The sequence below is a fragment of the Saccharopolyspora griseoalba genome (assembly GCF_042665275.1).
GTDB lineage: Bacteria > Actinomycetota > Actinomycetes > Mycobacteriales > Pseudonocardiaceae > Saccharopolyspora > Saccharopolyspora griseoalba.
Genome location: NZ_JBHTCJ010000009.1, coordinates 105,728 through 131,461 on the forward strand (window position 1 = coordinate 105,728; position 25,734 = coordinate 131,461).

Consider the following 25,734-nt stretch of genomic DNA (forward strand, 5'->3'; position numbering starts at 1 on the left):
ATGGATTCACTTCAGCTGCTGCTCAACGGTTTCGCCACCGCGCTGACCCCGATGCACCTGCTGTGGGCGGCGATCGGCGTGCTGCTGGGCACCGCGATCGGCGTGCTGCCGGGCATCGGCCCGGCGATGGCGGTGGCCCTGCTGCTGCCGGTCACCTACGCGCTGGAGCCCACCGGGGCGTTCATCATGTTCGCCGGCATCTACTTCGGCGGCATGTTCGGCGGGTCGACCACCTCGATCCTGCTCAACACCCCCGGTGAGAGCGCGGCGGTGGTGGCCGCCATGGAGGGGAACCCGATGGCCCGCAGGGGTCGTGGCGCCCAGGCGCTGGCGGCCGCGGCGATCGGGCACTTCATCGGCGCCATCGTGGGCCTGACCCTGCTGGTGCTGCTGGCCCCCACGGTCGCCTCGCTGGCGGTGGACATCGGCGCACCGGACTACCTGGCCATCATGGTGCTGGCCTTCATCGCGGTGACCTCGGTGCTGGGCAAGTCGCGGGTGCGCGGGTTCGCCTCGCTGCTCATCGGTCTGACCATCGGCCTGATCGGCCTGGACCAGATGACCGGCCAGCAGCGCCTGACCTTCGGACTGCTGCACCTCTCCGACGGCGTGGACGTGGTCATCGTGGCGGTCGGCCTGTTCGCCATCGGCGAGTCGCTGTGGGTCGCGGCGCACCTGCGCCGCAGCAACGCCGAGGCGATCCCGGTGGGGCAGCCGTGGCTGGCCGGCTCGGACCTGCGCCGCACCTGGAAGCCGTGGCTGCGCGGGCCGTTCATCGGTTTCCCGTTCGGCGCGATTCCGGCGGGTGGCGCGGAGATCCCGACGTTCCTGTCCTACGTGACCGAGCGCAAGCTCAGCCGGAACAAGGACGAGTTCGGCAAGGGCGCCATCGAGGGCGTCGCCGGTCCGGAGGCCACGGCCAGCGCCTCGGCCGCCGGGACGATGGTGTCGATGCTGACGCTGGGGCTGCCGACCACGGCCGTGGCCGCGGTGATGCTCGCGGCGTTCCAGCAGTACGGCATCCAGCCCGGTCCGCTGCTGTTCCAGCGCGAGGCCGACCTGGTGTGGGCGCTGATCGCGAGCATGTTCATCGGTTCGGTGATGCTGCTGGTGCTCAACCTGCCGCTGGCCCCGGTGTGGGCGAAGCTGCTGCGCATCCCGCGGCCGTACCTGTACGCGGGCATCCTGTTCTTCGCCAGCGTCGGTGCCTTCGCGGTGGGCGGCGAGCCGCTGGACATCGTGCTGCTGTTCATCATCGGCCTGATCGGCTTCGCGATGCGCCGCTACGGGCTGCCGGTGCTGCCGGCGATCATCGCGGTCATCCTCGGCCCGACCGCCGAGCTGGAGATGCGCCGCGCGCTGCAGCTCAGCGACGGCGAGGTGAGCGGCCTGGTCAACACCCCGTTCTCGGTCACCGTCTACTGCGTCATCGCGGTGATCCTGGCCTGGCCGCTGATCGCCCGACTGCTGCCCGCGCGCCGGACCGAGGCACCTGAGCAGGAGAAGATCGACGCCTGACGCGCGCACCTCGAACGCGGTCCCGGCCGAACTCCTGCGGCCGGGACCGCGTTTGGCGTCTTCCTCGCAGCGCAGGTTGCGGCTGGTCACTACACTGTCTGGGGTGGCGGACTACCGGATCGACGACCTGGCTCGCGCAGCGGGCACCACGGTGCGCAACGTGCGCGTGTACCAGGATCGCGACCTGCTGCCGCCGCCGCGCAAGGAGGGGCGCACCGCGATCTACTCGGACGCGCACCTGACCAGGCTCAAGCTGATCATCGGAATGCTCGACCGCGGCTACGCGTTCGCGCAGATCAAGGAGATGATCGGGGCTTGGGAATCCGGGCGCAGCCTGGGCGACGTCCTCGGGCTGGAGGAGGCGGTGGCCGAGCGCTCGTGGGCGCAGGAAGCCCCGCGCTCGATCGCCGCGGACGAGCTGGAGCAGCACTTCGGCGATCAGATGACCTCGAAGCTGTCCGAGCGCGCGATCGAGCTCGGCTTCATCGAGCGGCGCGGTCGCGGGCTCGTCGCGCCGCTCCCGGGGCTCTACGACGCGGCGGTGGAGCTGGTGGGCATGGGCATCCCGCTGGAGGACGTCCTCGACATCGCCGAGAGCATGCAGGCCAAGGTCGACCACCTCGGCGAGGAGCTCGCCAACCTGATCAGCGAGCACGTGCTCACCCGGGCCGAGACCGCGGACGAGGCCACCCCGTTCTACGGCGAGGTGATCGACCGGCTGCGCCCGGCGGTCTTCAAGGCCCTCAACGCCGCGGCCACCCGCTCCGCAGACCACTACATCCCAGCCGTGATCGGCGCCCGGATGGCCGAGCTGATGTCCACCGGCCACCAGCGCACCGAAGCGGGGGACTGAGCGGTTCGGCCTGGAACCGCACCCCGTGGGGGAGCGCGGTTCCAGGCCGGGGGACTCAGCCGCGGCTGCGGGCCGAGGTCAGCGTCTGCTCCAGCAGCACCGCGATGGTCATCGGGCCCACGCCGCCGGGCACCGGGGTGATGAGACCGGCGCGCTCGGCGGCGGTGGCGTACTCGACGTCGCCGATGTTGCCGGGGTTGTAGCCGGCGTCGAGGACCGCGGCCCCGGGCTTGATCCACTCGCCGCGGATGAGCTCCGGGCGTCCCACCGCGGCCACGACGATGTCGGCCTCGGCCACCTGCGCCGCGAGGTCGGCGGTCTTGGAGTGGCAGTAGGTGACCGTGGCGTCCCGGGCCAGCAGCAGCATCCCGACCGGCTTGCCCAGGATCGGGCTGCGCCCCACCACGACCGCGTGCGCGCCCGCGACCGGGATGTCGTAGGCGTCGATCAGCCGCATGATCCCGCCGGGGGTGCAGGAGTGGAAGCCGGGCTCGCCGAAGGCCATCGCGGCGAAGCTGTGCATCGTCACGCCGTCGACGTCCTTGGACGGGTCGATGGCCTCGAAGGCCGCGCGCTCGTCGACGTGCGCGGGAACCGGGTGCTGCAGCAGGATTCCGTCCACGGTCGGGTCGGCGGACAGCCCGGTGATCTCCGCGACCAGCTCATCGGTCGTGGTGGTGCCCGGCAGCTGCACGTAGCGGGACTCCATGCCGACCTTGGCCGAGCGGTTGCGCTTCATCTTCACGTAGGTGTGCGAGGCGGGGTCGTCGCCGACCAGCACGGTCGCCAGGCAGGGCTTGCGGCCTGCGGTGCTGGTGAACTCCGAGGTACCGGCGGCCACCTCGTCGAGCAGCTCGTTCGCGGTGGCCTTGCCGTCGATGATGTGCGCGCTCATCGCGCCCCCTTCGGCTCGTCGTTCCGAGTCGAGGGACACCCAGGCGGACGATGTCGGCTCTGCTTCGCACTCCCCGGTGGTTCCCCACCCAACGCCAGTCGTGCCCGCCCAGGATATCGGGCGGGGCAGCTGTCCGCGGGCGGGGGCGCGGTCACCGGTGGGACAGCGCGGTGCGGGTTTCCTCCAGCAGCTCGGCGAGCTCGGCCAGCGCCCTGGCGGTCTCGGCGAGCTCCCGCTCCTCCAAGCGGTGCGCGGCGGTGTGGTGGGCGACGTCGTCGATGAGCCACTGGGTCTCGCGCAGGCGCACCGCGAGCCGGACGTGGTCGATCACGCTCATGGCGCTGCGATCCCGGCGAGCCTGCGGGCCTCGGCGTAGCACTCGGGGCAGGTGTCCCAGAACCAGCCGAACTCCGAGCAGTCGGTGACCAGCTCCTGCCCGCAGAGCGTCGTCACCTCCGCGCCCGACGGGTAGGCGCGCCCCTGCGGGTGATCGTCGAGGCTGGCGTGACGACGCCCCGCGCAGGGCGCCCAGTGGAACGGGTACATGGCTCTCCTCGTGGTTCCGGCGGTACCGATTAACTGGTACCGACATTGAACTCGCGGCTCGGAGCGGCGTGCAATTAACCGATAGAGCTATTTCCACCTGCGCAAATAGCTCGTTAGGGTTGGTGCATGCGTGGTACCACCCCTAAAGCGAAAGCGCTCGGCGCGGAGCTTCGACGGACGCGGGAAGCCGCTGGCATCAGCGTCCGCGAGCTCGCCAGGCAGTTGGGCGCTTCCCATGCGGCCGTCTCCAGGTGGGAAACCGGAGCGCGTTCGCCGAAACCCGTGGACGTAGCCGCGTACTTGGCGAGGATCGACGCTCCTGCCGAGCTCCGCGCCGAGCTCGTCGAGCTGGCGCGAAATCCCGACGAATCCCGCTGGCTGTCGGTGGGAATACCGGACCGACAGCGCCAGGTCGCCGCGATGTTGGAGTTCGAGCACGAGGCTTCGAAGATCACCGCGGTTTCGCCGCTGTTGGTCCCGGGCCTCCTGCAGACCGCCGACTACGCCCGGGCGATCATGGCCGTGGGAGGCGTTCCCCGAGCGGAGATCGACACGCGGGTAGCGGTGCGGCTGGGACGCCGGGACGCGCTCACTCGCGAAGATCCGGTTGAGCTGTCCGCCTTCGTGGGAGAGCCGGTCTTGGACCAGTTGGTCGGCGGGGTGGCTGTGATGGCCGAGCAGCTTCGCGCGCTCCAGCGGTTCACCGCCATGGGCAACGTGGACGTTCGCGTCATCCCGACTCGCTCGGATTGGCACCCGGCCCTCGAAGGCCCGTTCTTCCTGACGGAGATGAAGAGCGGAGCCTCGGTGGTGCACCTGGAGAACCGCATATCGGGGCTGTTCCTGCACGAGCCCGATGAGGTGGCCGCATATCGCCAAGCTGTCGATAAGATCGAGGAAGTGGCGATGAGTTCTGATGACTCGGCCGAACTCATCGGGGATGCCGTCGGCAGGATGGAGCGGGCGATGAGCACTCGTATGAGCTGGCGAAAGTCCAGTCGCAGCACCAACACCGACACGTGCGTCGAGGTGGCCGGCACCGAATCCTGTGCTGTGGTGAGGGATTCGAAGGACCCGGACGGGGCTTGGTTACGGACGTCGTCGCGGCAGTGGCGGTCGTTCATCGCCGCGATCAAGGACGATCGCTTCGCGTGCTGACGTGCGGGAGTCCTCGCGCTTTTTTCATCAGAAGTCCCCTCGCGCACCGGAGTGCACGAGGGGACTTCTGATGAAAAAGGGAGTCGGCTCGCTGCCGGTCAGTTGCCGAAGCCCGCCTTGCGGAGGGCGTCGGCCATCGAGCCCGTGGGGGCCGGGCGCTGCTGGCGTCCGCCGCCACCACCGCCTCCGCCGTTGCGCTTGCCGCCGTTGCGACCGCCGCCGTTGCCGCCGGCGTTGCGCTTGCCGCCGCCCCGGTTGCCCGAGTCGCGTTCCGGCTTGCCGCCCGCGCCCGGTTCGTCGTCCAGGCGCAGGGTCAGCGAGATGCGCTTGCGCTGGGTGTCGACGTCGAGGACCTTGACCTTGACGATGTCACCGGACTTGACCACCTCGCGCGGGTCGTTGACGAAGTTCTTCGACATCGCCGAGACGTGCACCAGGCCGTCCTGGTGCACGCCCACGTCCACGAACGCGCCGAAGGCCGCCACGTTGGTGACCACGCCCTCCAGGACCATGCCCTGCTGGAGGTCGGCGATCTTCTCCACGCCCTCGGCGAACTCCGCGGTCTTGAACTCCGGTCGCGGGTCCCGGCCCGGCTTGTCCAGCTCGCTGAGGATGTCGGTGACCGTGGGCAGGCCGAACCGCTCGTCGACGTAGTCCTGCGGCGAGATCTGCTTGAGCAGCTTGCTGTTGCCGATCAGCCCGGTGATCTCGTTGCTCGTGCCGGACAGGATCCGGTGCACCACCGGGTAGGCCTCCGGGTGCACCGCCGAGGCGTCCAGCGGGTCGTCGCCGTCGGGGATGCGCAGGAAGCCCGCGCACTGCTCGAAGGCCTTCGGGCCCAGCCGGGCGACGTCCTTGAGCGCCGTGCGGTTCCGGAACGGGCCGTTGGTGTCGCGGTGCACCACGATGTTCTCGGCCACGCTGTCGCTGATGCCCGAGACCCGGGTCAGCAGCGGGGCCGAGGCGGTGTTGACATCGACGCCGACGCCGTTCACGCAGTCCTCGACCACCGCGTCCAGCGAGCGCGACAGCTTCGACTCCGAGACGTCGTGCTGGTACTGGCCCACGCCGATCGACTTCGGGTCGATCTTGACCAGCTCGGCCAGCGGGTCCTGCAGCCTGCGGGCGATCGACACCGCGCCGCGCAGCGAGACGTCCATGTCCGGCAGCTCGCGCGAGGCGTAGGCCGAGGCCGAGTAGACCGAGGCGCCCGCCTCGGAGACCGAGACCTTGCGCAGCTTGAGCTCCGGCCGCTTGCCGATCAGCTCACCGGCCAGCTTGTCGGTCTCCCGCGAAGCGGTTCCGTTGCCGATCGCGATCAGCTCGACGTCGTGCGCCGCGGCCAGCTCGGCCAGCTTGGCCTGCGCCTGCTCCCACTGGTTCTGCGGCTGGTGCGGGTAGATCGTGTCGGTGGCCACCACCTTGCCCGTGCCGTCGACCACCGCGACCTTCACGCCGGTGCGGTAGCCCGGGTCCAGGCCGAGGGTCGCGCGGGAACCGGCCGGGGCCGCCAGCAGCAGGTCGCGCAGGTTGGCCGCGAACACCCGCACGGCCTCGTCCTCGGCGTTCTGCCGCAACCGCAACCGCAGGTCCACGCTCAACCGGGTCAGGATCCGGGTGCGCCACGCCCAGCGGACCACCGTGGTCAGCCACGAGTCCGCGGGCCTGCCCTCGTCGGAAATGCCGAACTGCTGGGCGATCCGGGCTTCGTAGGGCGTCGGGCCCTGGACCTCGGTGCCGTCGTCGGGCTCCAGCGAGAGCTCCAGCACCTCCTCGTTCTCCCCGCGCAGCAGCGCCAGCACGCGGTGCGAGGGCAGCTCGGCGAACGGCTCGGAGAACTCGAAGTAGTCGGCGAACTTCGCGCCCTCGGTCTCCTTGCCCTCGCGGACCTTGGAGACCATCCGGCCGCTGGTCCACATCCGCTCGCGCAGCTCGCCGACCAGGTCGGCGTCCTCGGAGAAGCGCTCCACCAGGATCGAGCGCGCGCCGTCGAGCGCGGCCTGGACGTCGGCCACGCCCTTGTCGGCGTCGACGTAGCCCTCGGCGGTGGTCTGCGGATCGTTGCCCGGATCCGACAGCAGCGCGTCGGCCAGCGGCTCCAGCCCCGCCTCGATGGCGACCTGGGCCTTGGTGCGGCGCTTGGGCTTGTACGGGAGGTAGATGTCCTCCAGCCGCGCCTTGGAATCGGCGGCGTTGACCCGCGCCTCCAGCTCGTCGGTGAGCTTGCCCTGCGAGCGGATCGACTCCAGCACCGTGGCGCGCCGCTCCTCAAGCTCGCGCAGGTAGCGCAGCCGCTCCTCGAGCTGCCGCAGCTGGGCGTCGTCGAGAGCCCCGGTCACTTCCTTCCGGTAGCGCGCGATGAACGGCACGGTGGCTCCGCCGTCGAGCAGGTCGACAGCGGACTGCACCTGGCGCTCGCGTACGCCGAGCTCCTCGGCGATCTTCTGATGAACAGTCGTCACGTGGTCGTTCCGCCTTCTTCTCTGCGCTCTTCGCCAGATCCGGACGAGCATTCTGCCCGACTCCCGAGCAGCGCAAGACCGGTGCTCGTCCCCGGCGTGTCGGACGAGTCGGGAAGTGACCCTTGTCTCAACCCGGTGTTGATCTGTATACAAGCGATCAACCGTTCGAGGGAGAACGAGGCGGCTGATGCAGACGAGCAGGCTGACCAAGTGGATCCCGTGGGCCGTCGCGCTGCTGCTCACCGTTGCGGTGGTGGCCACCGCGCCCGCCGACGAGCACGAGGGCTCCGCCGCGAAGCAGATGCTGGGGGACCGCCAGCTTCGCCTGATGGCACCCGCATCGCCAGGGGGCGGCTGGGACCAGACGTCCCGGGAGATGCAGCACGCGCTGCAGGACGACGTCGGCCGCACCGAGGTCTACAACGTCAGCGGGGCCGGGGGCACGATCGGGCTCAGCCAGTTCGTGCGCCACCAGGGCGATCCGACGCAGCTGATGACCACCGGGCTGGTCATGGTCGGGGCGGTCAAGACCAACCGCTCCCCGGTGTCGCTGGACGACACCACACCGCTGATGCGGCTGACCACCGACGCCGAGCTCATCGCGGTGCCCGCGGACTCGCCGATCCGCAGCACGGCCGACCTGGTCGAGGCGATGCGCCGCGACGTGCACGGGGTCTCCATCGCCGGGGGCTCGGCCGGCGGCGCCGAGCACATCCTCGCCGGGATGCTCGCCCAGGCCGTCGGGGCCGACCCCGCCGAGATCTCCTACGTGGCGCACTCCGGAGGCGGCGAGCTGCTGTCCACCGCGCTGTCGGGTCGGGCCGACGTCGCGATCTCCGGGGTCTCCGAGATCCAGCCGCAGGTCGAATCCGGGCAGCTGCGCGCGCTGGCGGTCTCCACCGCCGAACGGGCGCCGACCATGCCCGACGTTCCCACGCTCGAGGAAGGCGGCCTGGACGTGGAGCTGGACAACTGGCGCGGGGTCGTCGCGCCGCGGGGCATCAGCCAGGAGCAGGAGCGGGTGCTCGAACAGGCCCTGCTGCAGATGAGCCGCACGCCGAAGTGGCGCGCGGCGCTGGAGGAGCAGGGATGGACCGACGCGGCGCTGGCGGGCCCCGAGTTCGAGCGCTTCGTGCGCGCCGAGCAGACGAGGGTCGCCCGGGTCCTCGACCGGATCGGACTGGGGTGAGCGCCGTGCCCACGCAAGATCGACGCACCGTGCTGGCCTCGGCCGCCTTCGGGGCGCTGATGCTGCTCGCGGCGGTGGTGGTCCTGGTCGACGCGATGCGGCTGCCGTCCACCGGATCGGCGGTCGGGCCGGCCGCGGTTTCGCTGCTGGTCGGCGTGCTGCTGGGCGTGGTCGGCGCCGGTCTGATGGTCCAGTCGCGGATGCGGCTGCCGCACGCGGTGAGCGGCAGCCCCTGGCAGCCGCGCGCGGGACTGCGGGTGCTGGCCCAGGTCGGTGCGCTGGTGGCCTTCGCGCTGCTGCTGCCGTGGCTGGGCTACGTGGTCAGCACCGCGGGCTTGTTCGTCGCGACCGCGCTGCTGCTCGGAGCGCCGCGCGCTCCGCAGGTCGTGGCCTACGGGTGGGCGCTGGCGGCCGCCGCGTTCCTGGTCTTCGACCGGTTGATCGGGTTGAGTCTGCCCAGCGGACCGTGGGGGTTCTAGGTGGAACAGCTCTCGTTGCTGCTCGACGGCTTCGCCGGGGCGCTGACCCCGACGCACCTGCTGTGGGCGCTGGTCGGCGTGACCATCGGCACCGCGGTCGGCGTGCTGCCCGGCATCGGCCCGGCGCTGACCGTGGCGCTGCTGCTGCCCATCACCTTCCGGCTGGAGGCCTCCAGCGCGCTGATCCTGTTCGCCGGGATCTACTACGGCGGCATGTACGGCGGGTCGACGACCTCGATCCTGCTGAACACGCCGGGGGAGAGCGCCTCGATGGTCACCGCCCTGGAGGGCAACAAGATGGCCCGGGCGGGGCGCGCCGCGGCCGCGCTGGCCACCGCTGCCATCGGCAGCTTCGTGGCGGCCACCATCGGCACCGTCGCGCTGACCTTCCTCGCGCCGCTGGTGGCCGGGTTCGCCACCAGCTTCGGGCCGCCCGAGTACGTGGCGCTGATGGCCGTGGCGTTCGTGACCGTCAGCGCCCTGCTGGGCCCGGACCTGCTCAAGGGCGTGGCCAGCCTGCTGGTCGGGTTGACCGTCGGGCTGGTGGGCCTGGACGCCCAGACCGGCCAGCCCCGGCTGGCCTTCGGGGTGGGCTCGTTGCTGGACGGCATCGACGTGGTCATCGTGGTGATCGCGCTGTTCGCGCTCAGCGAGGGCTTCGGGCACCTGCTCACCGGCACCGGCGGCAGCACCGTGCAGCCGGTGCGCGAGCGGGTGGTGCTCTCCCGCTCGGACCTGCGGCGGTCCTGGCCCGCGTGGCTGCGCGGGACCCTGTTCGGCTTCCCGATCGGCAGCCTGCCCGCGGGCGGCGCCGAGGTGCCGACGTTCCTGAGCTACACGGTGGAGAAGCGGCTCAGCAAGCACCGGCAGGAGTTCGGCCGCGGTGCCATCGAGGGAGTGGCCGGACCGGAGGCGGCCAACAACGCCGCCTCGGCCGGAGTGCTGGTGCCGCTGCTGACGCTGGGCCTGCCGACCTCGGCCACCGCGGCGGTGATCCTCACCGCCTTCCAGTCCTACGGGCTGCAACCCGGCCCGGAGCTGTTCGAGGAGTCCGGTCCGCTGGTGTGGACGCTGATCGCCAGCCTCTACATCGGCAACGTGATGCTGCTGGTGCTCAACCTGCCGCTGGTGCGGCTGTGGGCGAAGCTGCTGACCATCCCCGCCTACGGCATCTACGCCGGAGTGCTGGTCTTCGCCGCGCTGGGCACCTACGCCGCGGGCGGCACGACGGTGGACCTGCTGGTGCTGTGCGGATTGGGGCTGGTGGGGCTGCTGATGCGCCAGGCCGACGTCCCGGTGGCACCCGCGGTGGTGGGGCTGATCCTGGGGCCGCTGGCCGAGCAGCAGCTGCGCCGCGCGCTGACCATCTCCGAGGGCGACCCGTCGGTGCTGGTCTCCAGCCCGATCTCGATCGTGCTGTGGGTGGTGGTGGCGGTCGCCTTCGTGCTGTCCCTGGTCGGTCCGCTGCGCCGCACGCTCACCCGCAACGCCACGTGAGATCCTGGGTCCCCGGAAGTGGTGGGGGTTTGACGGGCCATTTACCCGCTGTGGTTAGGATCCACCCAGTCACCCTATTGGGTTACCGTACGTGATGGTCGGTTTGTCGGGCTGTGCACCCTGGGTGCGAATCTAGGTAGTCGCCTACGTACAAACCGCGATGTAGCGGCACGCTCCGTCGCGGAGTGTGGGGCTCGTGAAACCCGAGACCCCCGACGAACCCCGTACCCCCGAAAACGACGATCACGCCGCATCCCCGAAGCACGCGGCGACCGACCGCGGGTGGCACGCCACCGCGCAGCGGGCCGACGAGGCCCTGCGCGCCGGTGTGGATCGCGTGCGGCCGGTGACCGACCGCGTCGGCCAGTGGCTCGCACCCGTGCTCCAGCGCCTGGTGCAGTGGCTCTCGCCGCTGTTCGAGCGCATCGGTCGAGCACCCGCGGTGCGGCGCTTCCGGGAGAGGGTCGCGCCGCACGTGGCCGCCATCCAGGACAAGCTGCCCGAGGGCAGCCGGTCCCGCTCGATGCAGGTCGGTGCCGGCGTCGCCGCGGTCGGCGTCGTCGGGCTGATCATCGGCGGCGTGGCCACCAGCGGTGGCGAGCAGACCTCCTACGAGGAGGCCGCCATGGCCGCGCCGATGAAGAGCGCGCAGCACGCCGCTCCCGAGCAGCCCGACGCGCCGAAGACCCCGGCCGAGACCAACTCCCCGGCCGAGAACAAGGCCGAGGCCGAGAAGCCGGAGGCGCCGGCACCGCTGGGGCCGCCGGTCGAGGGCATCGACGTGTCCAACCACAACGGCCCGATCGACTGGAAGCAGGTCGCCGCTTCCGGCAAGAAGTTCACCTTCGTGCTGGCCAGCGACGGCATCGACTTCACCAGCCCGACCTACGACGAGCAGTACCACGGCGCCAAGGACGCCGGTCTGATCGCCGGCGCCTACCACTTCGCCCGCCCGGGCGACTCCTCCGGCGTCGACCAGGCCAACCGGTTCCTGGACGTCGCCGACTACAAGAACGACGGCAAGACGCTGCCCCCGGTGCTCGACCTGGAGGTCGACCCGAACAGCGGCGGCTGCTACGGCATGAGCGTCGAGCAGATGCACAAGTGGACCGACGAGTTCAACAACACCGTCGAGGAGCGCACCGGCCAGAAGCCCATCATCTACGCGAACCCCTCGTTCTGGTCGCAGTGCATGGGCAGCACCGACGCCTACTCCGACCACGCCCTGTGGCTGGCCTCCTACGAGGTCGACAGCCCCTCGGTTCCGTCCGGCTTCGGCGACTGGAACTTCTGGCAGTACACCGACAAGGGCTCGGTGCCCGGCATCAGCGGCAGCACCGACCTGAACCAGTTCAAGCAGGGTCAGGCCCGGCTCGAGCAGCTGGCCAGCTGACCAGCCGGTTCAACGACCTGGGAGCGGGTCGTCCGCGACAGCGGGCGGCCCGCTCCTTCGCGCGTGCGGGCGAAAGGCGCTTGCGGCCCGACCACGCCGGGGGCGAGGAAGATATTCTCGCCCCCGGTTCGGCGATCACCAGATCGAAAGGCGCGGCAATGTCACGGTGGGAGAAGCGCATCACCCAGGCACGCCAGCTGCTGCTCGACGGTGACCAGGACGGCGCGGAGCGGGAATTACGCACCGTGCTGCGGGAAGGCGACCTGGCGGCCGCCGCGCAGGCCGGGTTGCAGGTCGCGGCCATGCTGGCCGAGCGCGACGAGCTGACCGAGGCCCGCGAGATCTACCAGCGGGTGGTGGACACCGAGCAGCCCGCGCACGCCCAGTCCGCGGCGATCGCGCTGGGCAACCTGCTGCTGGAGGCCGAGGAGCTGGCCTCCGCGCAGGTGCTGCTGCGGATGGCCGCCGAAGGACCCGAACCCGACGAGGCGGGCCGCGCCGAGGTGCTGCTGGCCCAGGTGCTCACCGAGCGCGGTGACGGCGCCGGGGCGCGCGAGGCCCGCGGCCGCGCGCTGGCCTCCGGTGACCCGGGCGTGGTCGAGGCCGCCCAGCAGCTGAGCCTGCCGCCGGACCGCTCCGAGGGCGCCGAGTACCTGCAGATCGCCTACCAGCGCGCGCTGGCCATGCTGGAGCAGGGCCGCGACGGCGACGCCGAGCCGATCCTGCACAAGCTGCTCGACAGCGGTCATCCGCACTACGGGTCGCTGGGCGCGGCCAAGCTCTACGCGCTGCACGCCGACGAGGCCGCGACCGCGCGCGAGCTCGCCGACCGGATCATCGCGCTGGCCCACCCCGAGCACCTCGCGTGGGGCCACGTGCTGCGCGGCGGGGTGCTCGAAGACCTCGACGAACCCGCGGGCGCCGCCGAGGCCTACGAGCTGGCCGCGCAGGACCCGCGCCCCAAGGTGCGGCTGCACGCGCTGATCCGGCTGTCCATCCAGCTGCGGCGGACGCAGCCGCAGCGGGCCCGCGAGGTCCTGCAGCAGGTCATCGACACCCGCCATCCCGACTACGCCGTCGAAGCGCTCGGCGTGCTCGCCGAGCTGCAGCGCGACGCCGGCGACCCGGCCGCGGCCATCGAGACCTTCGGCCGGGTGGTCGACTCCGGGCACCCGGACAAGGCTCCGCTGGCGGCCTACCACCTCGGCGTCCTGCGCTACGACCAGGACGACCTCGACGGCGCGGCCGAGGCGTTCCGGCGGGCCGCGCGGGCCACCGACGCCAACCTGGCGCACCAGGCCGAGCTCGCTCTGTCCATGATGGACCCCGAGCGGGCCAGCGCCACCGACACCGCGCTGCTGGCCGCCGTCCCCGACGAGCCCGAGCTCGACGCGGGCGAACTGCTCGACCGCGCGCGCAAGGCCGCCGCCGCGGCCGACCTCGCCACCGCCCGCGACGACCACCTGCGGCTGCTCGGCGGCGAGCTGGCCGCGCAGGCCCGCATCTCGCTGGGCCTGGCCGAGGCCGCGCTCGGCGACCGCCAGCGGGGACGGCAGCTGCTGCGCGAGGCCGCGGGCGCCGACGGCTCCGCGCAGGCCCGCTACGCGGCGTTCCTGGACGCCGTGCTCGACGAACCCTCGGCGCCCGCGGTGCTTCCGGTGCTGCTGCGGGTGGAAGCCGGTGAGCCCGCGGCCGATCCGCACGAGCTGGTGGCCGTGGGCGCCGCCGCGTTCACCGGCCGGGCCCCGACCGAGGAGCTCGTCGGGCTGACCGAGTCGGTCGATTCGCTGGTGCGCACCACGGCCGGAGCGCTGCTGGCCGAGCAGCGCGTCCGGAGCGAGCGCTCCGCCGAGGCCCAACCGCTGCTGCAGCGCGTGCTCGACGAGGGCCACCCCGCCCCGCGCCCGTGGGCCGCGATCGCGCTCGGCGAGCTGCTGATGGAGCGCGGCGAGCTCGACGGCACCGTCGCGGCCTTCGAAACCGCCCTGGCCACCCGGCATCCGGCCATCGTCGGCGACGCCTTCGACAAGCTCGCCCTGATCTACCGCACCCTGGAGCGCCACGACGAGCTGCGCGACCTCTACCGGCGGACCGCTTCGGCCGGGCACCCCGAGCACGGTCCGCGCGCGGCGTTCCTGCTCGGCGAGGAACTGGTCGACGCCGACGACCTGGACGCGGCGCTGGAGCTGTTCACCCGCGCCGCGGGTTCGAACTCGACCACCGCCGCGGTCGCGGTGTTCGGCATGCGCGCGGTCCGCCAGGAGCTCGAGGCCGCGCAGGAGAGCTTCCTGGCGCTGGCCGAGGACTCCGAGCAGCGGCGCACGGCCGCGCAGCTGTGCCTGAAGCTGGCGCACCGCTACCTCGGGCGCGGCGTGCCGTCCTCCGCCCGGTGGGCGCTGCGCCTGGTCGGCGAGTCCGGGCCCGCCGAGCTGCGCCAGCAGGGATGGCTGTTCCTCGGCGCGCTGCACGTCGAGCGCGGCGAGCACGAGGCCGCGCTGCGCGCCTGGGAGCAGGCCGTCGAGGGCATCGACCCGGAGGAAGCCGTGGTCGCCAAGGTCAGCATCGCCGACCTGGTCGCCGAAACCGACCCCGACCGCGCGGTCGCGCTGCTGGAGGAGGTCGCCAGCTCGGACGCGCGCAACTCGGCCGACGCCGCGCGGCGGCTGGCCGAGCTGCGACCTCGCGAGGTGCCGTCGCAGCGCGGCGCCGACGCCGAGCCGCCGGAGGGCGAATCCGACTTCGAGCGCGCCGAGCGGCTGCTGCGCTCCGGCCACGCCGAGGCGGCCAAGGCGGTGATCGCCGGGCACTACGACTCGACCCTCCTCGCCGAGTTCTGGCACCTGGTGCGCACAAACCTCGCCTCGGCGACCGAGCTGCTCGCCGAGGCCGGCGAGGAGGACCGCCGGATCTGCTCGGAGCTGGCCCTGGAGCTGGGCAGGCGGCAGGCCGCCGCGGGCAGCCCCGAGGCGCTGGCGCGGTTCCGGCTCGTCGTCGATCACGGGCACCCGGAGGCGATCCCCAAGGCGCACCTCGCGCTGGGCAAGCACGCCGAGAAGCGCGGCGAGCACGCGATGGCGCTGAGCTGGTACCGGCGCGCGATCCACGCCGACGAGCCCGCCGCGGTGGCCCGCGCCGGCGTGCTGATGTCCCAGCTGCTCGCGCGCGTGCACGACCTGCACGGGGCGATCTCGATCGCCCGCCACTCGCACGTCGAGGGGACCGGGACCGCGGCGCTGGAGGCCGGGGTGCTGCTGGGGCACCTCCAGCACCTCGCCGGTGAGCCGGAGGAAGCCCGCCGGACCTGGGACGAGGCCGAGCAGTCCGCCGATTCCGCCGAGCAGTTCGGCACCGCGCTGCACCGCCGCATCCGAGTGGTCGGCGAAACCGCCCCGGAGGCCGAGGCGATGCTGCGGCGCGCCGCCGAGTCCGACGACCCGGCCACCTCGGCCATCGCCCTGCGGCTGCTGGCCGATCGCGCCGAGGACCCGCAGCAGGCCATCGGTCACCTGCGCGCGGCCGCCGAGGCGGACGCGCCCGCGCACGCCGAGGCCGCGCGCGGCCGACTGGCCGAAATCCTGCTGGAGCAGGGGCATTCCGAGGCCGCGGGGGAGCAGTTCGAGCGGGTGCGGCGCAGCGAGGAACCGAGCCTGGCCGCGCGCGGCGAGTTCGGGCTGGGGCTGATCCGCTACGAGTCCGGGGACCTGCCCGGCGCCGTGGTGGCCTTCGTCAAGGCCGCCGGGCACGCGCCGGAGGAAGACCTGGGCGAGGACGCGCTGAACAACGTGCGGGTGGTGCTCGACGACCAGCGCGGCAGCGGTGATCACCAGGGCGCCACCGACACGCTGCGCCGGATGACCGAGGTCGTGCCGGAGGACCACGTCGCCGAGTGGGCCCAGGAAGCGGGCGACGAGCTGCTGGGCGACGGCGATCCGGACGCGGCACTGGTCTACTTGCGCTGCGCGGTGGAGATCGGCGCGCCGGACCCGGTGCCGGACGCGGTGCTGGCGCTGGGGGAGGCGCTGCAGCGGCGCGGCGACGTCTCGGGCGCGCGCCAGGCCTACCAGCGGGTTCTGGGCAGCGGGGAGGAGCGGCTCGCGGCCGTGGCCAACCACCGGCTCAACGAGCTGGCCAGCGGTCGCAGCTTCGCCTAGGAGCTGCTCGCGCACCCCGAGCGGCTTCGGCGGACCCCGGGCGCCGCTCGTCGAGCACGCCGAAGGCGGCTCCGCCGGATTCCCGACCGGGCCGCGGGCCCGATCGGGAATCGCGCAGTGCTAGGCGGAACCGCTGCGGACCAGCGGCTCGGGCAGGGCCAGGACCTCGTCGAGCACCTGGTAGACGTCGCCGGTGGTGCGCCAGAAGGCACCGCCGGCCTCGACGCTGATCTCGCCGCGGCGCGGGACGCGCGCGGCGCGGACCTCGTCCTCGGCGATGAGCTCCACGACGTCGATGACGTCGCCCTTGGGGCGGACGTAGATCAGCGCGTCGAGCTCGCCCGCGTGGTCGCGGACCGGAGGCATCAGCTGGAAGCCGCGGGCCATCAGCTGACGCAGTCTCGCGCTGGCGTCGGGTTGCGTATCGTCCGACGAGAGCATGGCTGCCCCCCAGTGTTCTCCGCCTACTCGAATTTTCCCGTGCGTTTGCACGTGCAGATTGGACGGATGCGGACCTTACCACAGCGGAGAGCAACTAGTCGATCACGCACGGTGATTGCAGCGCCGGTTCGCAGGGCGAACAGAAAACCAAATGCTTGCTTGTTTTTTCGGTTCGGGGCTAGTCTCACCGCGAACTCCCGCATCCAGATCACGTGCGAGGGGCGGAACGGCGAGCACGACCACCATCGAGCGACGCAGGGGAGCGGTGCGTGATCAACCGGGACTACGTGGGATTCGAGTTCCACTCCGACGAGGACTACGAGGTCACCCGCGGCAAGATCCGCGAGTTCGCCGAAGCCATCGGCGATCCCAACCCGGCCTACCGAGATCCGGCCGCTGCCCGCGAGCTGGGGCACCCGGACGTGATCGCACCGCCGACCTTCGCGATCGTGGTCACCGGTGCGGCCTCGCCGAACAACCCGATCATGCGACCGGACTTCGGGCTGAACTACCGGATGGTGGTGCACGGCGAGCAGCGGTTCTCCTACCGGCGGCCGATCCGGGCCGGCGACGTGCTGCGCTCCACCGGGCGGATCGCCGACATCCGCGACGCCGGTCGCAACGAGCTGGTGCGCATCGAGACCGGCATCCGCGACGCCGAAGGCGAGCAGGTCGCCACCGCCGTGAACGTGATCATCTCCCGAGGCACCGCAGCAGGGCAGGAGTGAGCATGGCAGCCACCGTGCGATACGACGACGTCGAGGCGGGCATGAGGATCGGCCCGGTGCGCTATCCGATCGGGCGCCTGACCCTGGTGCGCTACTGCGGCGCTTCGGGTGACTTCAACAGCATTCACTGGAACGAGCGAATCGCCAAGGCGGCGGGACTGCCCGACGTCATCGCGCACGGGATGCTGACCATGGCCGAGGCGGCGCGCCTGGTCACCGACTGGGCCGGCGACCCGGGCGCGGTGGTCGACTACGGCGTGCGCTTCGCCAAGCCGGTCGTCGTCCCCGACGACGACACCGGCGTCGAGGTCGAGGTCGCCGGCGAGCTGACCGACAAGCTCGACGGCAACCGGGTCCGCATCGCCCTGACCGCCGCGGTCGACGGCGCGGAAGTGCTGGCCAAGTCCGAAGCGATCCTCCAGCTCGCCTGACCGCCCCGACCGCAACGGGCCGCACCGCCCCGTCGGACGCCGGAGTGTGATCCACGTCCGGTTCGGCACCCGATGTCGGCGTGGTAGAGGTGGGGAGGGGAAATCCCCGGTCGCGATGGGGCGAACTGCTGGAGGACGAGTGAACGACGCGCGTCACGCTTGGACCGAGCCCGGGGCCTTCGAGGTCGCACCCGGGGTGCACCGGATCCCGCTGCCCCTGCCCAACGACGGCCTGCGCGCGGTCAACGTCTACGCGGTCGAGGACTCCGACGGCCTGGTGCTCATCGACTCCGGCTGGGCGCTGGCCGACGCCCGCGGCCAGCTGGAGGACGCGCTGGGCCGCATCGGTCACGGCTTCGAGGACGTGCAGCGCTTCCTGGTCACCCACGTGCACCGCGACCACTACACCCTCGCGGTCACGCTGCGGCGGACCTTCGGCTCCAAGATCAGCCTCGGCGCCGGCGAGCAGCCCTCGATGGAGCTGCTGCTCAACGGCGGTCAGACCGACCGCGAGGTGCAGCGGCTGCAGCGCTGGGGCGCCGACCAGCTCATGGCCGAGCTCGCCGAGGCCTACGGCGAGGAGCCCGAGAAGCCCAGGAGTCCCTACGAGGCCCCGGACGAGTGGATCGAGGGCAAGGTCGAGATCCCGCTGGGCTCGCGCACCCTGCTCGCCGTGCCCACGCCGGGGCACACCCGCGGGCACGTGGTCTTCATGGACGCCGACGCGCAGGTCCTGTTCTCCGGCGACCACATCCTTCCGCACATCACCCCGTCGATCGGCGTCGAGCCCGCCCGCCCCGAGCTCCCGCTGGGCGACTTCCTCGACTCGCTGCGGCTGATGCAGTCCTACCCGGACCTGCGGATGCTGCCCGCGCACGGCCCGGTCGGCGGCAGCACCCACGCGCGCATCGGCGAACTGCTCGACCACCACGAGCAGCGCCTGGCCCAGACCCTCGAGGTGGTCCGCGACGGCGCGGGCACCGCCTACGAGGCCGCGCTGCGCTTGGGCTGGACCCGCCGCGAGAAGAAGCTGCCCGAGCTCGACCTGTTCAACCGGGTCCTCGCCGTCGGCGAGACCAGCGCCCACCTGGACCTGCTCGTCGAGCGCGGGCAGCTGAGCGCCACCCAGAACGGGGCGGTCACCGAGTACGCCGTGCGATGAAGGAGCTCGCCGCGCGCAACGACGAGCAGTTCTAGTCCTTCAGCAGCAGCCGCACGGTCAGCTCCAGGCGGGTGGTCACATCCGAGGCCGACGCCCGGCGGGTCACCCAGGCGACCAGGTTGGACAGCCACACGTCGCCGATCACCCTGGCGATGGCCTTCTCCTCGTCGGTGGGCTCGTCCTCGGTCATCGCCGCGGTGAACAGCCGCTCGACGAGCTCGGCGACCTGGTCGACCTCGTTGGCCACGGAGGTGTCGGCGAACATGAACGCCCGCGTCATCGCCTCGGTCAGCTGCGGGTTGCGCTGCAGCGCGCGGGTGGTGCGGTTGAGCACGTGCAGCACGCGCTCGTAGGAGTTCTCGCCCGGGATCCGGCTGCGTTCCAGCTTGCTCTGCTCGCGCTCGAACTCCCGGGCCAGGCCCACCACCAGCAGGTGGATCTTCGACGGGAAGTAGCGGTAGAGGGTTCCGAGCGCGACATCGGCCTTCTCGGCGACCGCGCGCATCTGCACCGCCTCGTAGCCGCCCTTGCTGGCCAGCGCGATGGTCGCATCGATGATCCGCTTGCGCCGCTCGGCTTGCGCGGCCGAACCGGACTCGGCGGTTCCGGGCGTCTGCAGAGCACTGCGTGCGCTTGCCATGTGATCGTTCCCCTCGGAAGTTCATCGCAACCACGTGGTGGTCGCCACGCGGTTCATCGCCCCGACCTACTCACGGGTTAAGGTGAGCAGGATTGTCTCGATCGAAACATGTTCCAGTCTATCCAGCCCGCGGCGCCCGGGCAGTGTGAGGTGAATCGTGCGGATCGCGTTGCTGTCCTACCGGAGCAAGCCGCACAGCGGCGGGCAGGGCATATACGTGCGCTACCTCAGCCGCGGTCTCGCCGAGCTCGGCCACCACGTCGAGGTCTTCTCCGGGCGGCCCTACCCGGAGCTCGACCCGGGCGTGGACCTCACCGCGGTGGACAGCCTCGACCTCTACAACGACGCCGCCCCGTTCCGCACCCCGCACCCGCGCGAGATCCGCGACCACGTCGACCTGCTGGAGGTCGGCACCATGTGGACCGCCGGGTTCCCGGAACCGCTGACGTTCAGCCTGCGGGCCGCCAAGCTGCTGCGCGCCCGCGCCCACGAGTTCGACGTCGTGCACGACAACCAGTGCCTCGGCTACGGGCTGCTGTCGCTGCAGCGCGCCGGAATCCCGCTGGTGGCCACCGTGCACCACCCGATCACCCACGACCGCCGCGTGGAGCTGGCCGAAGCGCGCGGCCTGCGCCAGATCACCCTGCGCCGCTGGTACGGGTTCACCCGCATGCAGGCCCGCGTCGCGCGCCGCCTGCCGCACCTGCTGACCGTCTCGAAGAGCTCCGCCGCCGACATCGCCCGCGACTTCGAGGTCGATCCCGCGCAGCTCGACGTGGTGCCGCTGGGCGTGGACGCCGAGGTGTTCGCCCCGCCGCCGGAACCCCGCGCGCCCGGGCGCGTCGTGGCGATGGCCAGCGCCGACACGCCGATGAAGGGCGTGGGCGTGCTGCTCGAAGCGGTGGCCAAGCTGCGCACCGAGCGCGATGTGGAACTGGTCCTGGTCAGCAAGCTCAGCCCCGGCGGACCGACCGAGCAGCGCATCGAGGAGCTCGGCATCGGCGACGTGGTGCGCACCGTCAGCGGCCTGTCCGACACCGAGCTGGCCGAACTGCTCGGCTCGGCCGAGGTCGCCTGCGTTCCCTCGCTCTACGAGGGCTTCTCGCTGCCGACCGTGGAAGCCATGTCCTGCGGCACCCCGCTGGTGGCCAGCCGCGCCGGAGCGATCCCCGAGGTCGCCGGACCCGACGGCGAGTGCGCCGACCTGGTTCCCCCGGGCGACGCCGAGGCGCTGGCCGCCGCGCTGTCCCGCCAGCTCGACTCGCCGCGTCGCCGCGCCGAGCTCGGCGCCAACGGGCGTGCGCGGGTGTTGGACCGCTACAGCTGGAAATCCGTGGCAGCGGCGACCGTCGACTGCTACGCCGAAGCGATCGCGCGCAGCCCGCGCGCGGGGAAGGGAGCAACGCGTTGCTGACGGTGGACTTCGACAAGCTCGGCGTGCAGCCGGGCCAGCGGGTGCTGGACCTGGGCTGCGGGGGCGGGCGGCACGCCTTCGAGCTGTACCGGCTCGGCGCCGACGTGACCGCCTTCGACCAGGACGTCGACGAGCTGGAGAACGTCTCCGCCATGTTCGCCGCGATGAAGGCCGAGGGCGAGGTTCCCGAGGGCGCCCAGGCCCAGACCGTCTCCGGTGACGCGCTGGCGCTGCCCTTCCCCGACGAGCACTTCGACGTCGTCATCGCCTCGGAGATCCTGGAGCACATCCCCTCCGACGAGAAGGCGATGGCCGAGCTGGTGCGCGTGGTCAAGCCGGGCGGGCGCGTGGCGGTCACCGTTCCGCGCGACTGGCCGGAGCGGATCTGCTGGGCCCTGTCCGACGAGTACCACCAGGTCGAGGGCGGGCACGTGCGGATCTACGCGGAATCCGAGCTCATCGGCAAGCTCACCGACGCCGGCCTGCGCTTCGCCTTTCGCCACCACGCGCACGCGCTGCACTCGCCGTACTGGTGGATCAAGTGCGCGGTGGGCACCGACAACGACGACCACCCGCTGGTCAAGGCCTACCACTCGTTCCTGGTGTGGGACATGATGCGCGCGCCGTGGATCTCGCGCACCGCCGAGAAGCTGCTCGACCCGGTGGCGGGCAAGAGCCTCGCGGTGTACCTGGGGAAGCCCCGTGCCCGCGCCTGAGATCCCGGGCATCGTCTCGGCCGAAGCGCTGGTGCAGACCGGCAAGGCCATCGCCGCGGTGCAGCTCCCCTCCGGGGAGATCCCGTGGTTCCCGGGCGGGCACACCGACCCGTGGGACCACGTGGAATCGGCGATGGCCCTGTCGGTCACCGGTTTCCGCGCCGAGGCCGAGCGCGCCTACGACTGGTTGCGCGCCACCCAGCGCTCCGACGGGTCCTGGCCGCTGCAGGTGCGCGACGGCGTCGTGGAGGACGAGGGCGCCGACACGAACTACTGCGCCTACCCGGCCGTGGGGGTGTGGCACCACCTGCTGATCACCGGCGATGCGGCCTTCGCCGAGCGGATGTGGCCGGTGGTGCGCGCCGCGATCGACTTCGTGCTCGGCGCGCAGCACGAGCGCGGTGAGGTCGACTGGGGCATCGGCGAGGGCGGGCCGACCGGGGAGGCGCTGCTGTCCGGTTCGGCCAGCATCCACCAGAGCCTGCGCTGCGCCCTGGCGCTGGCCGAGCACCTGGGGCGGCCGCAGCCGGACTGGGCCGACGCGGTCGGCAGGCTGGGGCGCGCGCTGCGCGAGCACCCCGAGGCGTTCACCCCGAAGACCCGCTACTCGATGGACTGGTACTACCCGGTGCTGGGCGGCGCGGTGCGCGGGGAGGCGGGACGCGAGCGAATCCTGGCCCGCTGGGACGACTTCGTGGTCGACAGGCTCGGGATCCGGTGCGTGGACGACCACCCGTGGGTCACCGGCGCCGAGACCTGCGAGCTGGTGCTGGCGCTGGACGCGCTGGGCGAGTCCGAGCTCGCCCACCAGCAGCTGTCGGCGATGCAGCACCTGCGCGACCCGGACGGCTCCTACTGGACCGGCTACGTGTTCACCGACGACAAGCGCTGGCCGGTGGAGCGCTCCAGCTGGACCGCGGCAGCGGTCGTGCTCGCCGCCGACGCGCTGTCGCGCACCACGCCCGCCAACGGCATCTTCCGCGGCGACGACCTGCCGTAGGCCCTCTTTCATCAGAACTCCCCACGAGCTCCGCGCGTGAGGACTTTTGATGAAAAAGGCAATTCTCACAGCGTCCCGGGAGCGCCGGTGGTGCGCCGGAGCACGCGGAGGGAACCGGTGGTCGAGGTCTCCTCGAAGACGCCGGAGTCGAGCGCTCGGCGGTAGATGCGGTACGGGGCCTGGCCGCCGTCCTCGGGGTTCGGGAAGACGTCGTGGATGACCAGCGCGCCGCCCGGGGCGATCCAGGGCGCCCAGCCCTCGTAGTCGGCGCTGGCCGCGGCGTCGGTGTGCCCGCCGTCGACGAACAGCAGGTTCAGCGGGGTGCGCCAGAACCCGGCGATGTCGGCGGAGCGGCCGACGACCGCGGTGACCTCGTCCTCCAGCCCGGCGCGGGCCAGCGTGCGGCGGAACTCGCCGAGCGTGTCGAGCTTGCCCACCTCGTGATCGACCAGATCCGGGTCGTGGTACTCCCAGCCCGGCTGGTGCTCCTCGGAACCGCGGTGGTGGTCCACGGTGACGATCCGCCCGCCGGTGGCACGCGCGGCGGCTCCCAGGTAGATGCTGGACTTCCCGCAGTAGGTGCCGATCTCCACGCCGACCCCGTCGCCGAGGTGGGACACCGCTGCCCGGTGCAGCGCGAGTCCTTCGTCGACGGGCATGAAACCGGTCGCGGCCTCGGCCAGCCGCAGCAGGTCCGCAGGCATCGACGGGTGGTGCTCGCGGGTGGTCGTCGATTCCTGCGTCACGTGCTTCCTCCAAGAGTTCCGACTGCGCGTTGCAGGTTACCCGCTGAACCGGCTAGCTTTGCTAGAACGTGTTCTAAATCTGCGAGGAGGCGCGATGCCGATCGCGATCACCGAGGAGCAGCGGGCCCTGCGGGAGTCCTTGCGCGACTGGGCCGAAGGCAGGGGAACCGAGGCCGCGCGCAAGCTGGAGACCGGCGAAGCGCCGCGCTGGCACGAGGAGTCCACCTGGGCCGAGCTGGTCGAGATCGGCCTGTTCTCCCTGCTGACCGAGGACGTGGGCACCGTCGCCGACCTGGCCGCCGGCCTGGAGCAGACCGCCGAGTCGCTGGTGCCCGGACCGGTGTGGTCCACCGCGCTCGCCGGGGCGGTGCTGCACCGATCCGGAACCGATGAGGCGCTCGTCACCGCGCTCGCCGAAGGGCGCGCCACCGTCGCGGTCGCGCTCGAACCGGGCGGTCTCGTCGGCACCCGGCAGGAGGACGGTCTCCGGGTCTCGGGCAGCGCCGGCCCAGTTCCGGCGGCGATGGGCGCCACCCATCTGCTGCTGCGCGCGCGCGTGGACGAGCAGCTCCGGTGGTTCGTCGTCGAAGCCGACCGGGCCGAGCGCACCGCGCGCAGCGCGCTGGACCTCACCCGCCCGGCCGCGGACGTGGTGCTGCGCGACGTCCTCGTCGAGGAGGTCGATGCCGAGGTCACCGACCTCGCGATCGCCCTCGCGGCGGCCGAAGCGGCCGGGCTGGCCAACTGGTGCCTGCGCACCGCCGTCGAGCACGCGCGCACCCGCGAGCAGTTCGGTCGGGTCATCGGCTCGTTCCAGGCGATCAAGCACCTCTGCGCCGGGATGCTCTGCCGCAGCGAGCAGATCACCGCGCTGGCCTGGGACGCCGCCCGAGCCGCCCAGGACGCCGACCCCGAGGAGCGCGCGCTGATCGCCTCCGCGGCCGGGGCGGTGGTCTTCGACGGGGCGGTGCAGGTGGCCAAGGACTGCATCCAGGTGCTCGGTGGCATCGGCTTCACCTGGGAGCACGACGCCCACCTGCACCTGCGCCGAGCGACCTCGCTGCGGCAGCTCGTCGGTGGCACCGGGCGCTGGCGCCGCCGCGCCGCCGAGCTCGCCGCCAGCGGCGTGCGGCGCGCGCTCAGCCCCGGCGACCTGCCCGAGCACGAGCGCGCCGAGGTGCGCGGTGCCGTCGAGTCCATCGCAGCGCTGCCCGAGGAGCAGCGGCAGGTGCGGCTGGCCGAGAACGGGCTCCTCGCGCCGCACTGGCCCCGGCCCCACGGGCTCGGCGCCGGCCCGCAGCAGCAGCTGATCATCGACGAGGAGCTCGACCGCGCAGGTGTGCGGCGGCCGGACCTCGTGGTCGGCAACTGGGCGGTGCCCACGCTGCTGGAGCACGGCAGCCAGCAGCAGCGCGAGCGCTTCGCCTGGCCCACGCTGCGCGGGGAGATCACCTGGTGCCAGCTGTTCTCCGAACCCGGAGCCGGCTCCGACCTGGCGGGTCTGCGCACGCGCGCGGAGAAGGTCGACGGCGGTTGGCGGATCAGCGGCCAGAAGGTGTGGACCTCGCTGGCCCAGGAGGCCGACTGGGCGATCTGCCTGGCCCGCACCGACCCGGAAGCGCCCAAGCACCGCGGGATCTCCTACTTCCTGGTCGACATGCGCAGTCCCGGGATCGCGGTGCGCCCGCTGCGGGAGATCACCGGCGAGGCGCGGTTCAACGAGGTGTTCCTCGACGAGGTGTTCGTGCCCGACGAGCTTCTGGTCGGCGAGCCGGGGCAGGGCTGGAAGCTCGCGCGCACGACGCTGGCCAACGAGCGCGTCGCCCTCGGCGGTTCCAGCCTCGGTCGGGACGTCGAGCGGTTGCTCGACGACGTCGCGGGCAGCGACGCGGCCTCCCGGGAGCGCCTCGGGGCGGTGGTGGCCGAAGGGCTGTCGGTGTCGTTGCTGCGGCTGCGGGCCACCCAGCGCAGCCTGCGCGGTCAGGCGCCGGGGGCGGAGTCGAGCGTGGAGAAGCTGCTCGGCGTGCAGCACCGGCAGAACGCGGCCGAGCTCGCCGTGGAGCTCCGCGGCTCGGCGGCCCTGGCGACCGACGGCCCGGCCGCCGAGGCGGTCCACGAGTTCCTGCTCACCCGGGCGCACTCGATCGCGGGCGGCACCACCCAGGTGCTGCTCGACGTCGCCGCCGAACGACTGCTCGGGCTGCCCCGCTAGGGATCGCCCGGGTGCTCGGCGGTTCCTGGCCCTTGCGCGGGCCGCCATCGGGCGGTAGAAGTAGAACAAGTTTCAGAAGTGCTCGGGCTGGTTGAGGGGGCGG

The 25,734-nt window shown here is 72.0% G+C and carries 22 protein-coding genes and 1 riboswitch; of the genes, 15 read left to right on the plus strand and 7 right to left on the minus strand.

Going from position 1 to position 25,734, the window contains the following annotated elements:
• Together ACFQRI_RS18175 and ACFQRI_RS18180 are read left to right on the plus strand one after the other, a co-directional pair.
• The gene (locus ACFQRI_RS18175) at positions 1-1,518 is read left to right on the plus strand and encodes a tripartite tricarboxylate transporter permease (RefSeq protein WP_380670114.1); all 1,518 of its coding nucleotides are present in this window, start codon (positions 1-3) and stop codon (positions 1,516-1,518) included.
• Between the two features lie 103 nt (positions 1,519-1,621).
• Entirely contained in the window at positions 1,622-2,371 is a 750-nt protein-coding gene (locus ACFQRI_RS18180; RefSeq protein WP_380670116.1) for a MerR family transcriptional regulator, read from the plus strand.
• A 55-nt stretch (positions 2,372-2,426) separates the two neighbouring features.
• Here the strand turns inward: ACFQRI_RS18180 and ACFQRI_RS18185 are convergent, their stop codons facing one another.
• The 3 genes from ACFQRI_RS18185 to ACFQRI_RS18195 all read right to left on the minus strand — a co-directional run bounded on the left by ACFQRI_RS18185 (position 2,427) and on the right by ACFQRI_RS18195 (position 3,812).
• Positions 2,427-3,266 (minus strand): bifunctional 5,10-methylenetetrahydrofolate dehydrogenase/5,10-methenyltetrahydrofolate cyclohydrolase, encoded by an 840-nt coding sequence (locus ACFQRI_RS18185; RefSeq protein WP_380670118.1) that lies wholly within the window; start codon positions 3,264-3,266, stop codon positions 2,427-2,429.
• A 30-nt stretch (positions 3,267-3,296) separates the two neighbouring features.
• A riboswitch (ZMP/ZTP riboswitch) is annotated at positions 3,297-3,378 on the minus strand.
• A 39-nt stretch (positions 3,379-3,417) separates the two neighbouring features.
• Positions 3,418-3,603, minus strand: a complete 186-nt coding sequence (locus tag ACFQRI_RS18190) for a hypothetical protein (RefSeq protein WP_380670119.1) — start codon at positions 3,601-3,603, stop codon at positions 3,418-3,420.
• A complete protein-coding gene (locus ACFQRI_RS18195) occupies positions 3,600-3,812 on the minus strand; it encodes an HC3 family zinc finger protein (RefSeq protein WP_380670121.1) in 213 nt (70 codons plus the stop codon). The genes ACFQRI_RS18190 and ACFQRI_RS18195 overlap by 4 nt, the downstream gene beginning before the upstream one ends.
• Positions 3,813-3,938: 126 nt before the next feature.
• On the opposite strand from ACFQRI_RS18195, the gene ACFQRI_RS18200 reads away from it, so the two are divergent.
• Complete coding sequence (locus tag ACFQRI_RS18200) at positions 3,939-4,970, plus strand: Scr1 family TA system antitoxin-like transcriptional regulator (protein ID WP_380670123.1); 1,032 nt, start codon at positions 3,939-3,941, stop codon at positions 4,968-4,970.
• 98 nt (positions 4,971-5,068) lie between these two features.
• Here the strand turns inward: ACFQRI_RS18200 and ACFQRI_RS18205 are convergent, their stop codons facing one another.
• On the minus strand, positions 5,069-7,483 hold the full coding sequence (locus tag ACFQRI_RS18205) for a Tex family protein (protein WP_380670125.1): 2,415 nt from the start codon (positions 7,481-7,483) through the stop codon (positions 5,069-5,071).
• 136 nt (positions 7,484-7,619) lie between these two features.
• Here ACFQRI_RS18205 and ACFQRI_RS18210 point away from each other — a divergent pair, with 136 nt between their 5' ends.
• From ACFQRI_RS18210 to ACFQRI_RS18230, 5 genes are all read left to right on the plus strand, one after another.
• Positions 7,620-8,621, plus strand: coding sequence for a Bug family tripartite tricarboxylate transporter substrate binding protein (locus tag ACFQRI_RS18210; RefSeq protein ID WP_380670127.1), 1,002 nt, complete (start codon positions 7,620-7,622; stop codon positions 8,619-8,621).
• A gap of 5 nt (positions 8,622-8,626) precedes the next feature.
• Positions 8,627-9,100 (plus strand): tripartite tricarboxylate transporter TctB family protein, encoded by a 474-nt coding sequence (locus ACFQRI_RS18215; RefSeq protein ID WP_380670129.1) that lies wholly within the window; start codon positions 8,627-8,629, stop codon positions 9,098-9,100.
• Positions 9,101-10,597: a tripartite tricarboxylate transporter permease gene (locus ACFQRI_RS18220; RefSeq protein WP_380670131.1), complete on the plus strand. Its 1,497-nt coding sequence runs from the start codon at positions 9,101-9,103 to the stop codon at positions 10,595-10,597. It abuts the gene before it with no gap.
• Positions 10,598-10,793: 196 nt separating this feature from the next.
• Complete coding sequence (locus ACFQRI_RS18225) at positions 10,794-11,990, plus strand: GH25 family lysozyme (RefSeq protein ID WP_380670133.1); 1,197 nt, start codon at positions 10,794-10,796, stop codon at positions 11,988-11,990.
• Positions 11,991-12,148: 158 nt separating this feature from the next.
• Positions 12,149-16,141 carry a tetratricopeptide repeat protein gene (locus tag ACFQRI_RS18230; protein WP_380670135.1) on the plus strand — a complete coding sequence of 1,331 codons (3,993 nt, stop codon included), beginning with the start codon at positions 12,149-12,151 and terminating at the stop codon, positions 16,139-16,141.
• A gap of 120 nt (positions 16,142-16,261) precedes the next feature.
• Here the strand turns inward: ACFQRI_RS18230 and ACFQRI_RS18235 are convergent, their stop codons facing one another.
• Positions 16,262-16,528, minus strand: coding sequence for a hypothetical protein (locus tag ACFQRI_RS18235; protein ID WP_380670136.1), 267 nt, complete (start codon positions 16,526-16,528; stop codon positions 16,262-16,264).
• A 323-nt stretch (positions 16,529-16,851) separates the two neighbouring features.
• Here ACFQRI_RS18235 and ACFQRI_RS18240 point away from each other — a divergent pair, with 323 nt between their 5' ends.
• From ACFQRI_RS18240 to ACFQRI_RS18250, 3 genes are all read left to right on the plus strand, one after another.
• The gene (locus tag ACFQRI_RS18240; protein WP_380670138.1) at positions 16,852-17,310 is read left to right on the plus strand and encodes a MaoC family dehydratase N-terminal domain-containing protein; all 459 of its coding nucleotides are present in this window, start codon (positions 16,852-16,854) and stop codon (positions 17,308-17,310) included.
• A 2-nt stretch (positions 17,311-17,312) separates the two neighbouring features.
• The gene (locus ACFQRI_RS18245) at positions 17,313-17,741 is read left to right on the plus strand and encodes a MaoC family dehydratase (RefSeq protein ID WP_380670140.1); all 429 of its coding nucleotides are present in this window, start codon (positions 17,313-17,315) and stop codon (positions 17,739-17,741) included.
• Positions 17,742-17,856: 115 nt separating this feature from the next.
• Positions 17,857-18,903 carry an MBL fold metallo-hydrolase gene (locus tag ACFQRI_RS18250; protein WP_380670142.1) on the plus strand — a complete coding sequence of 349 codons (1,047 nt, stop codon included), beginning with the start codon at positions 17,857-17,859 and terminating at the stop codon, positions 18,901-18,903.
• 31 nt (positions 18,904-18,934) lie between these two features.
• Here the strand turns inward: ACFQRI_RS18250 and kstR are convergent, their stop codons facing one another.
• Positions 18,935-19,543 (minus strand): cholesterol catabolism transcriptional regulator KstR, encoded by a 609-nt coding sequence (kstR, locus tag ACFQRI_RS18255; RefSeq protein ID WP_380670144.1) that lies wholly within the window; start codon positions 19,541-19,543, stop codon positions 18,935-18,937.
• Positions 19,544-19,700: 157 nt separating this feature from the next.
• On the opposite strand from kstR, the gene ACFQRI_RS18260 reads away from it, so the two are divergent.
• From ACFQRI_RS18260 to ACFQRI_RS18270, 3 genes are read left to right on the plus strand one after another with little or no spacing between them, the layout of a single operon-like run.
• Positions 19,701-20,957, plus strand: coding sequence for a glycosyltransferase family 4 protein (locus ACFQRI_RS18260; RefSeq protein WP_380670146.1), 1,257 nt, complete (start codon positions 19,701-19,703; stop codon positions 20,955-20,957).
• Between the two features lie 2 nt (positions 20,958-20,959).
• Complete coding sequence (locus tag ACFQRI_RS18265) at positions 20,960-21,673, plus strand: class I SAM-dependent methyltransferase (protein WP_380670321.1); 714 nt, start codon at positions 20,960-20,962, stop codon at positions 21,671-21,673.
• Positions 21,660-22,673 carry a prenyltransferase/squalene oxidase repeat-containing protein gene (locus ACFQRI_RS18270; RefSeq protein ID WP_380670148.1) on the plus strand — a complete coding sequence of 338 codons (1,014 nt, stop codon included), beginning with the start codon at positions 21,660-21,662 and terminating at the stop codon, positions 22,671-22,673. The genes ACFQRI_RS18265 and ACFQRI_RS18270 overlap by 14 nt, the downstream gene beginning before the upstream one ends.
• A 65-nt stretch (positions 22,674-22,738) precedes the next feature.
• On the opposite strand, the gene ACFQRI_RS18275 is transcribed toward ACFQRI_RS18270, so the two are convergent.
• Complete coding sequence (locus tag ACFQRI_RS18275) at positions 22,739-23,419, minus strand: class I SAM-dependent methyltransferase (protein WP_380670150.1); 681 nt, start codon at positions 23,417-23,419, stop codon at positions 22,739-22,741.
• Positions 23,420-23,513: 94 nt separating this feature from the next.
• On the opposite strand from ACFQRI_RS18275, the gene ACFQRI_RS18280 reads away from it, so the two are divergent.
• The gene (locus ACFQRI_RS18280) at positions 23,514-25,631 is read left to right on the plus strand and encodes an acyl-CoA dehydrogenase (RefSeq protein WP_380670152.1); all 2,118 of its coding nucleotides are present in this window, start codon (positions 23,514-23,516) and stop codon (positions 25,629-25,631) included.
• Positions 25,632-25,734: the final 103 nt, after the last annotated feature.

Coding starts and splice junctions, on each gene's coding strand:
- ACFQRI_RS18230 (WP_380670135.1), top strand. CDS start 12,149: ATGTCACGGTGGGAGAAGCGCATCACCCAGGCACGCCAGCTGCTGCTC.
- ACFQRI_RS18205 (WP_380670125.1), bottom strand. CDS start 7,483: ATGCTCGTCCGGATCTGGCGAAGAGCGCAGAGAAGAAGGCGGAACGAC.
- ACFQRI_RS18210 (WP_380670127.1), top strand. CDS start 7,620: ATGCAGACGAGCAGGCTGACCAAGTGGATCCCGTGGGCCGTCGCGCTG.
- ACFQRI_RS18190 (WP_380670119.1), bottom strand. CDS start 3,603: ATGAGCGTGATCGACCACGTCCGGCTCGCGGTGCGCCTGCGCGAGACC.
- kstR (WP_380670144.1), bottom strand. CDS start 19,543: ATGGCAAGCGCACGCAGTGCTCTGCAGACGCCCGGAACCGCCGAGTCC.
- ACFQRI_RS18185 (WP_380670118.1), bottom strand. CDS start 3,266: ATGAGCGCGCACATCATCGACGGCAAGGCCACCGCGAACGAGCTGCTC.
- ACFQRI_RS18280 (WP_380670152.1), top strand. CDS start 23,514: ATGCCGATCGCGATCACCGAGGAGCAGCGGGCCCTGCGGGAGTCCTTG.
- ACFQRI_RS18245 (WP_380670140.1), top strand. CDS start 17,313: ATGGCAGCCACCGTGCGATACGACGACGTCGAGGCGGGCATGAGGATC.
- ACFQRI_RS18250 (WP_380670142.1), top strand. CDS start 17,857: ATGGGGCGAACTGCTGGAGGACGAGTGAACGACGCGCGTCACGCTTGG.
- ACFQRI_RS18200 (WP_380670123.1), top strand. CDS start 3,939: ATGCGTGGTACCACCCCTAAAGCGAAAGCGCTCGGCGCGGAGCTTCGA.
- ACFQRI_RS18235 (WP_380670136.1), bottom strand. CDS start 16,528: ATGGCCCGCGGCTTCCAGCTGATGCCTCCGGTCCGCGACCACGCGGGC.
- ACFQRI_RS18175 (WP_380670114.1), top strand. CDS start 1: ATGGATTCACTTCAGCTGCTGCTCAACGGTTTCGCCACCGCGCTGACC.
- ACFQRI_RS18195 (WP_380670121.1), bottom strand. CDS start 3,812: ATGTACCCGTTCCACTGGGCGCCCTGCGCGGGGCGTCGTCACGCCAGC.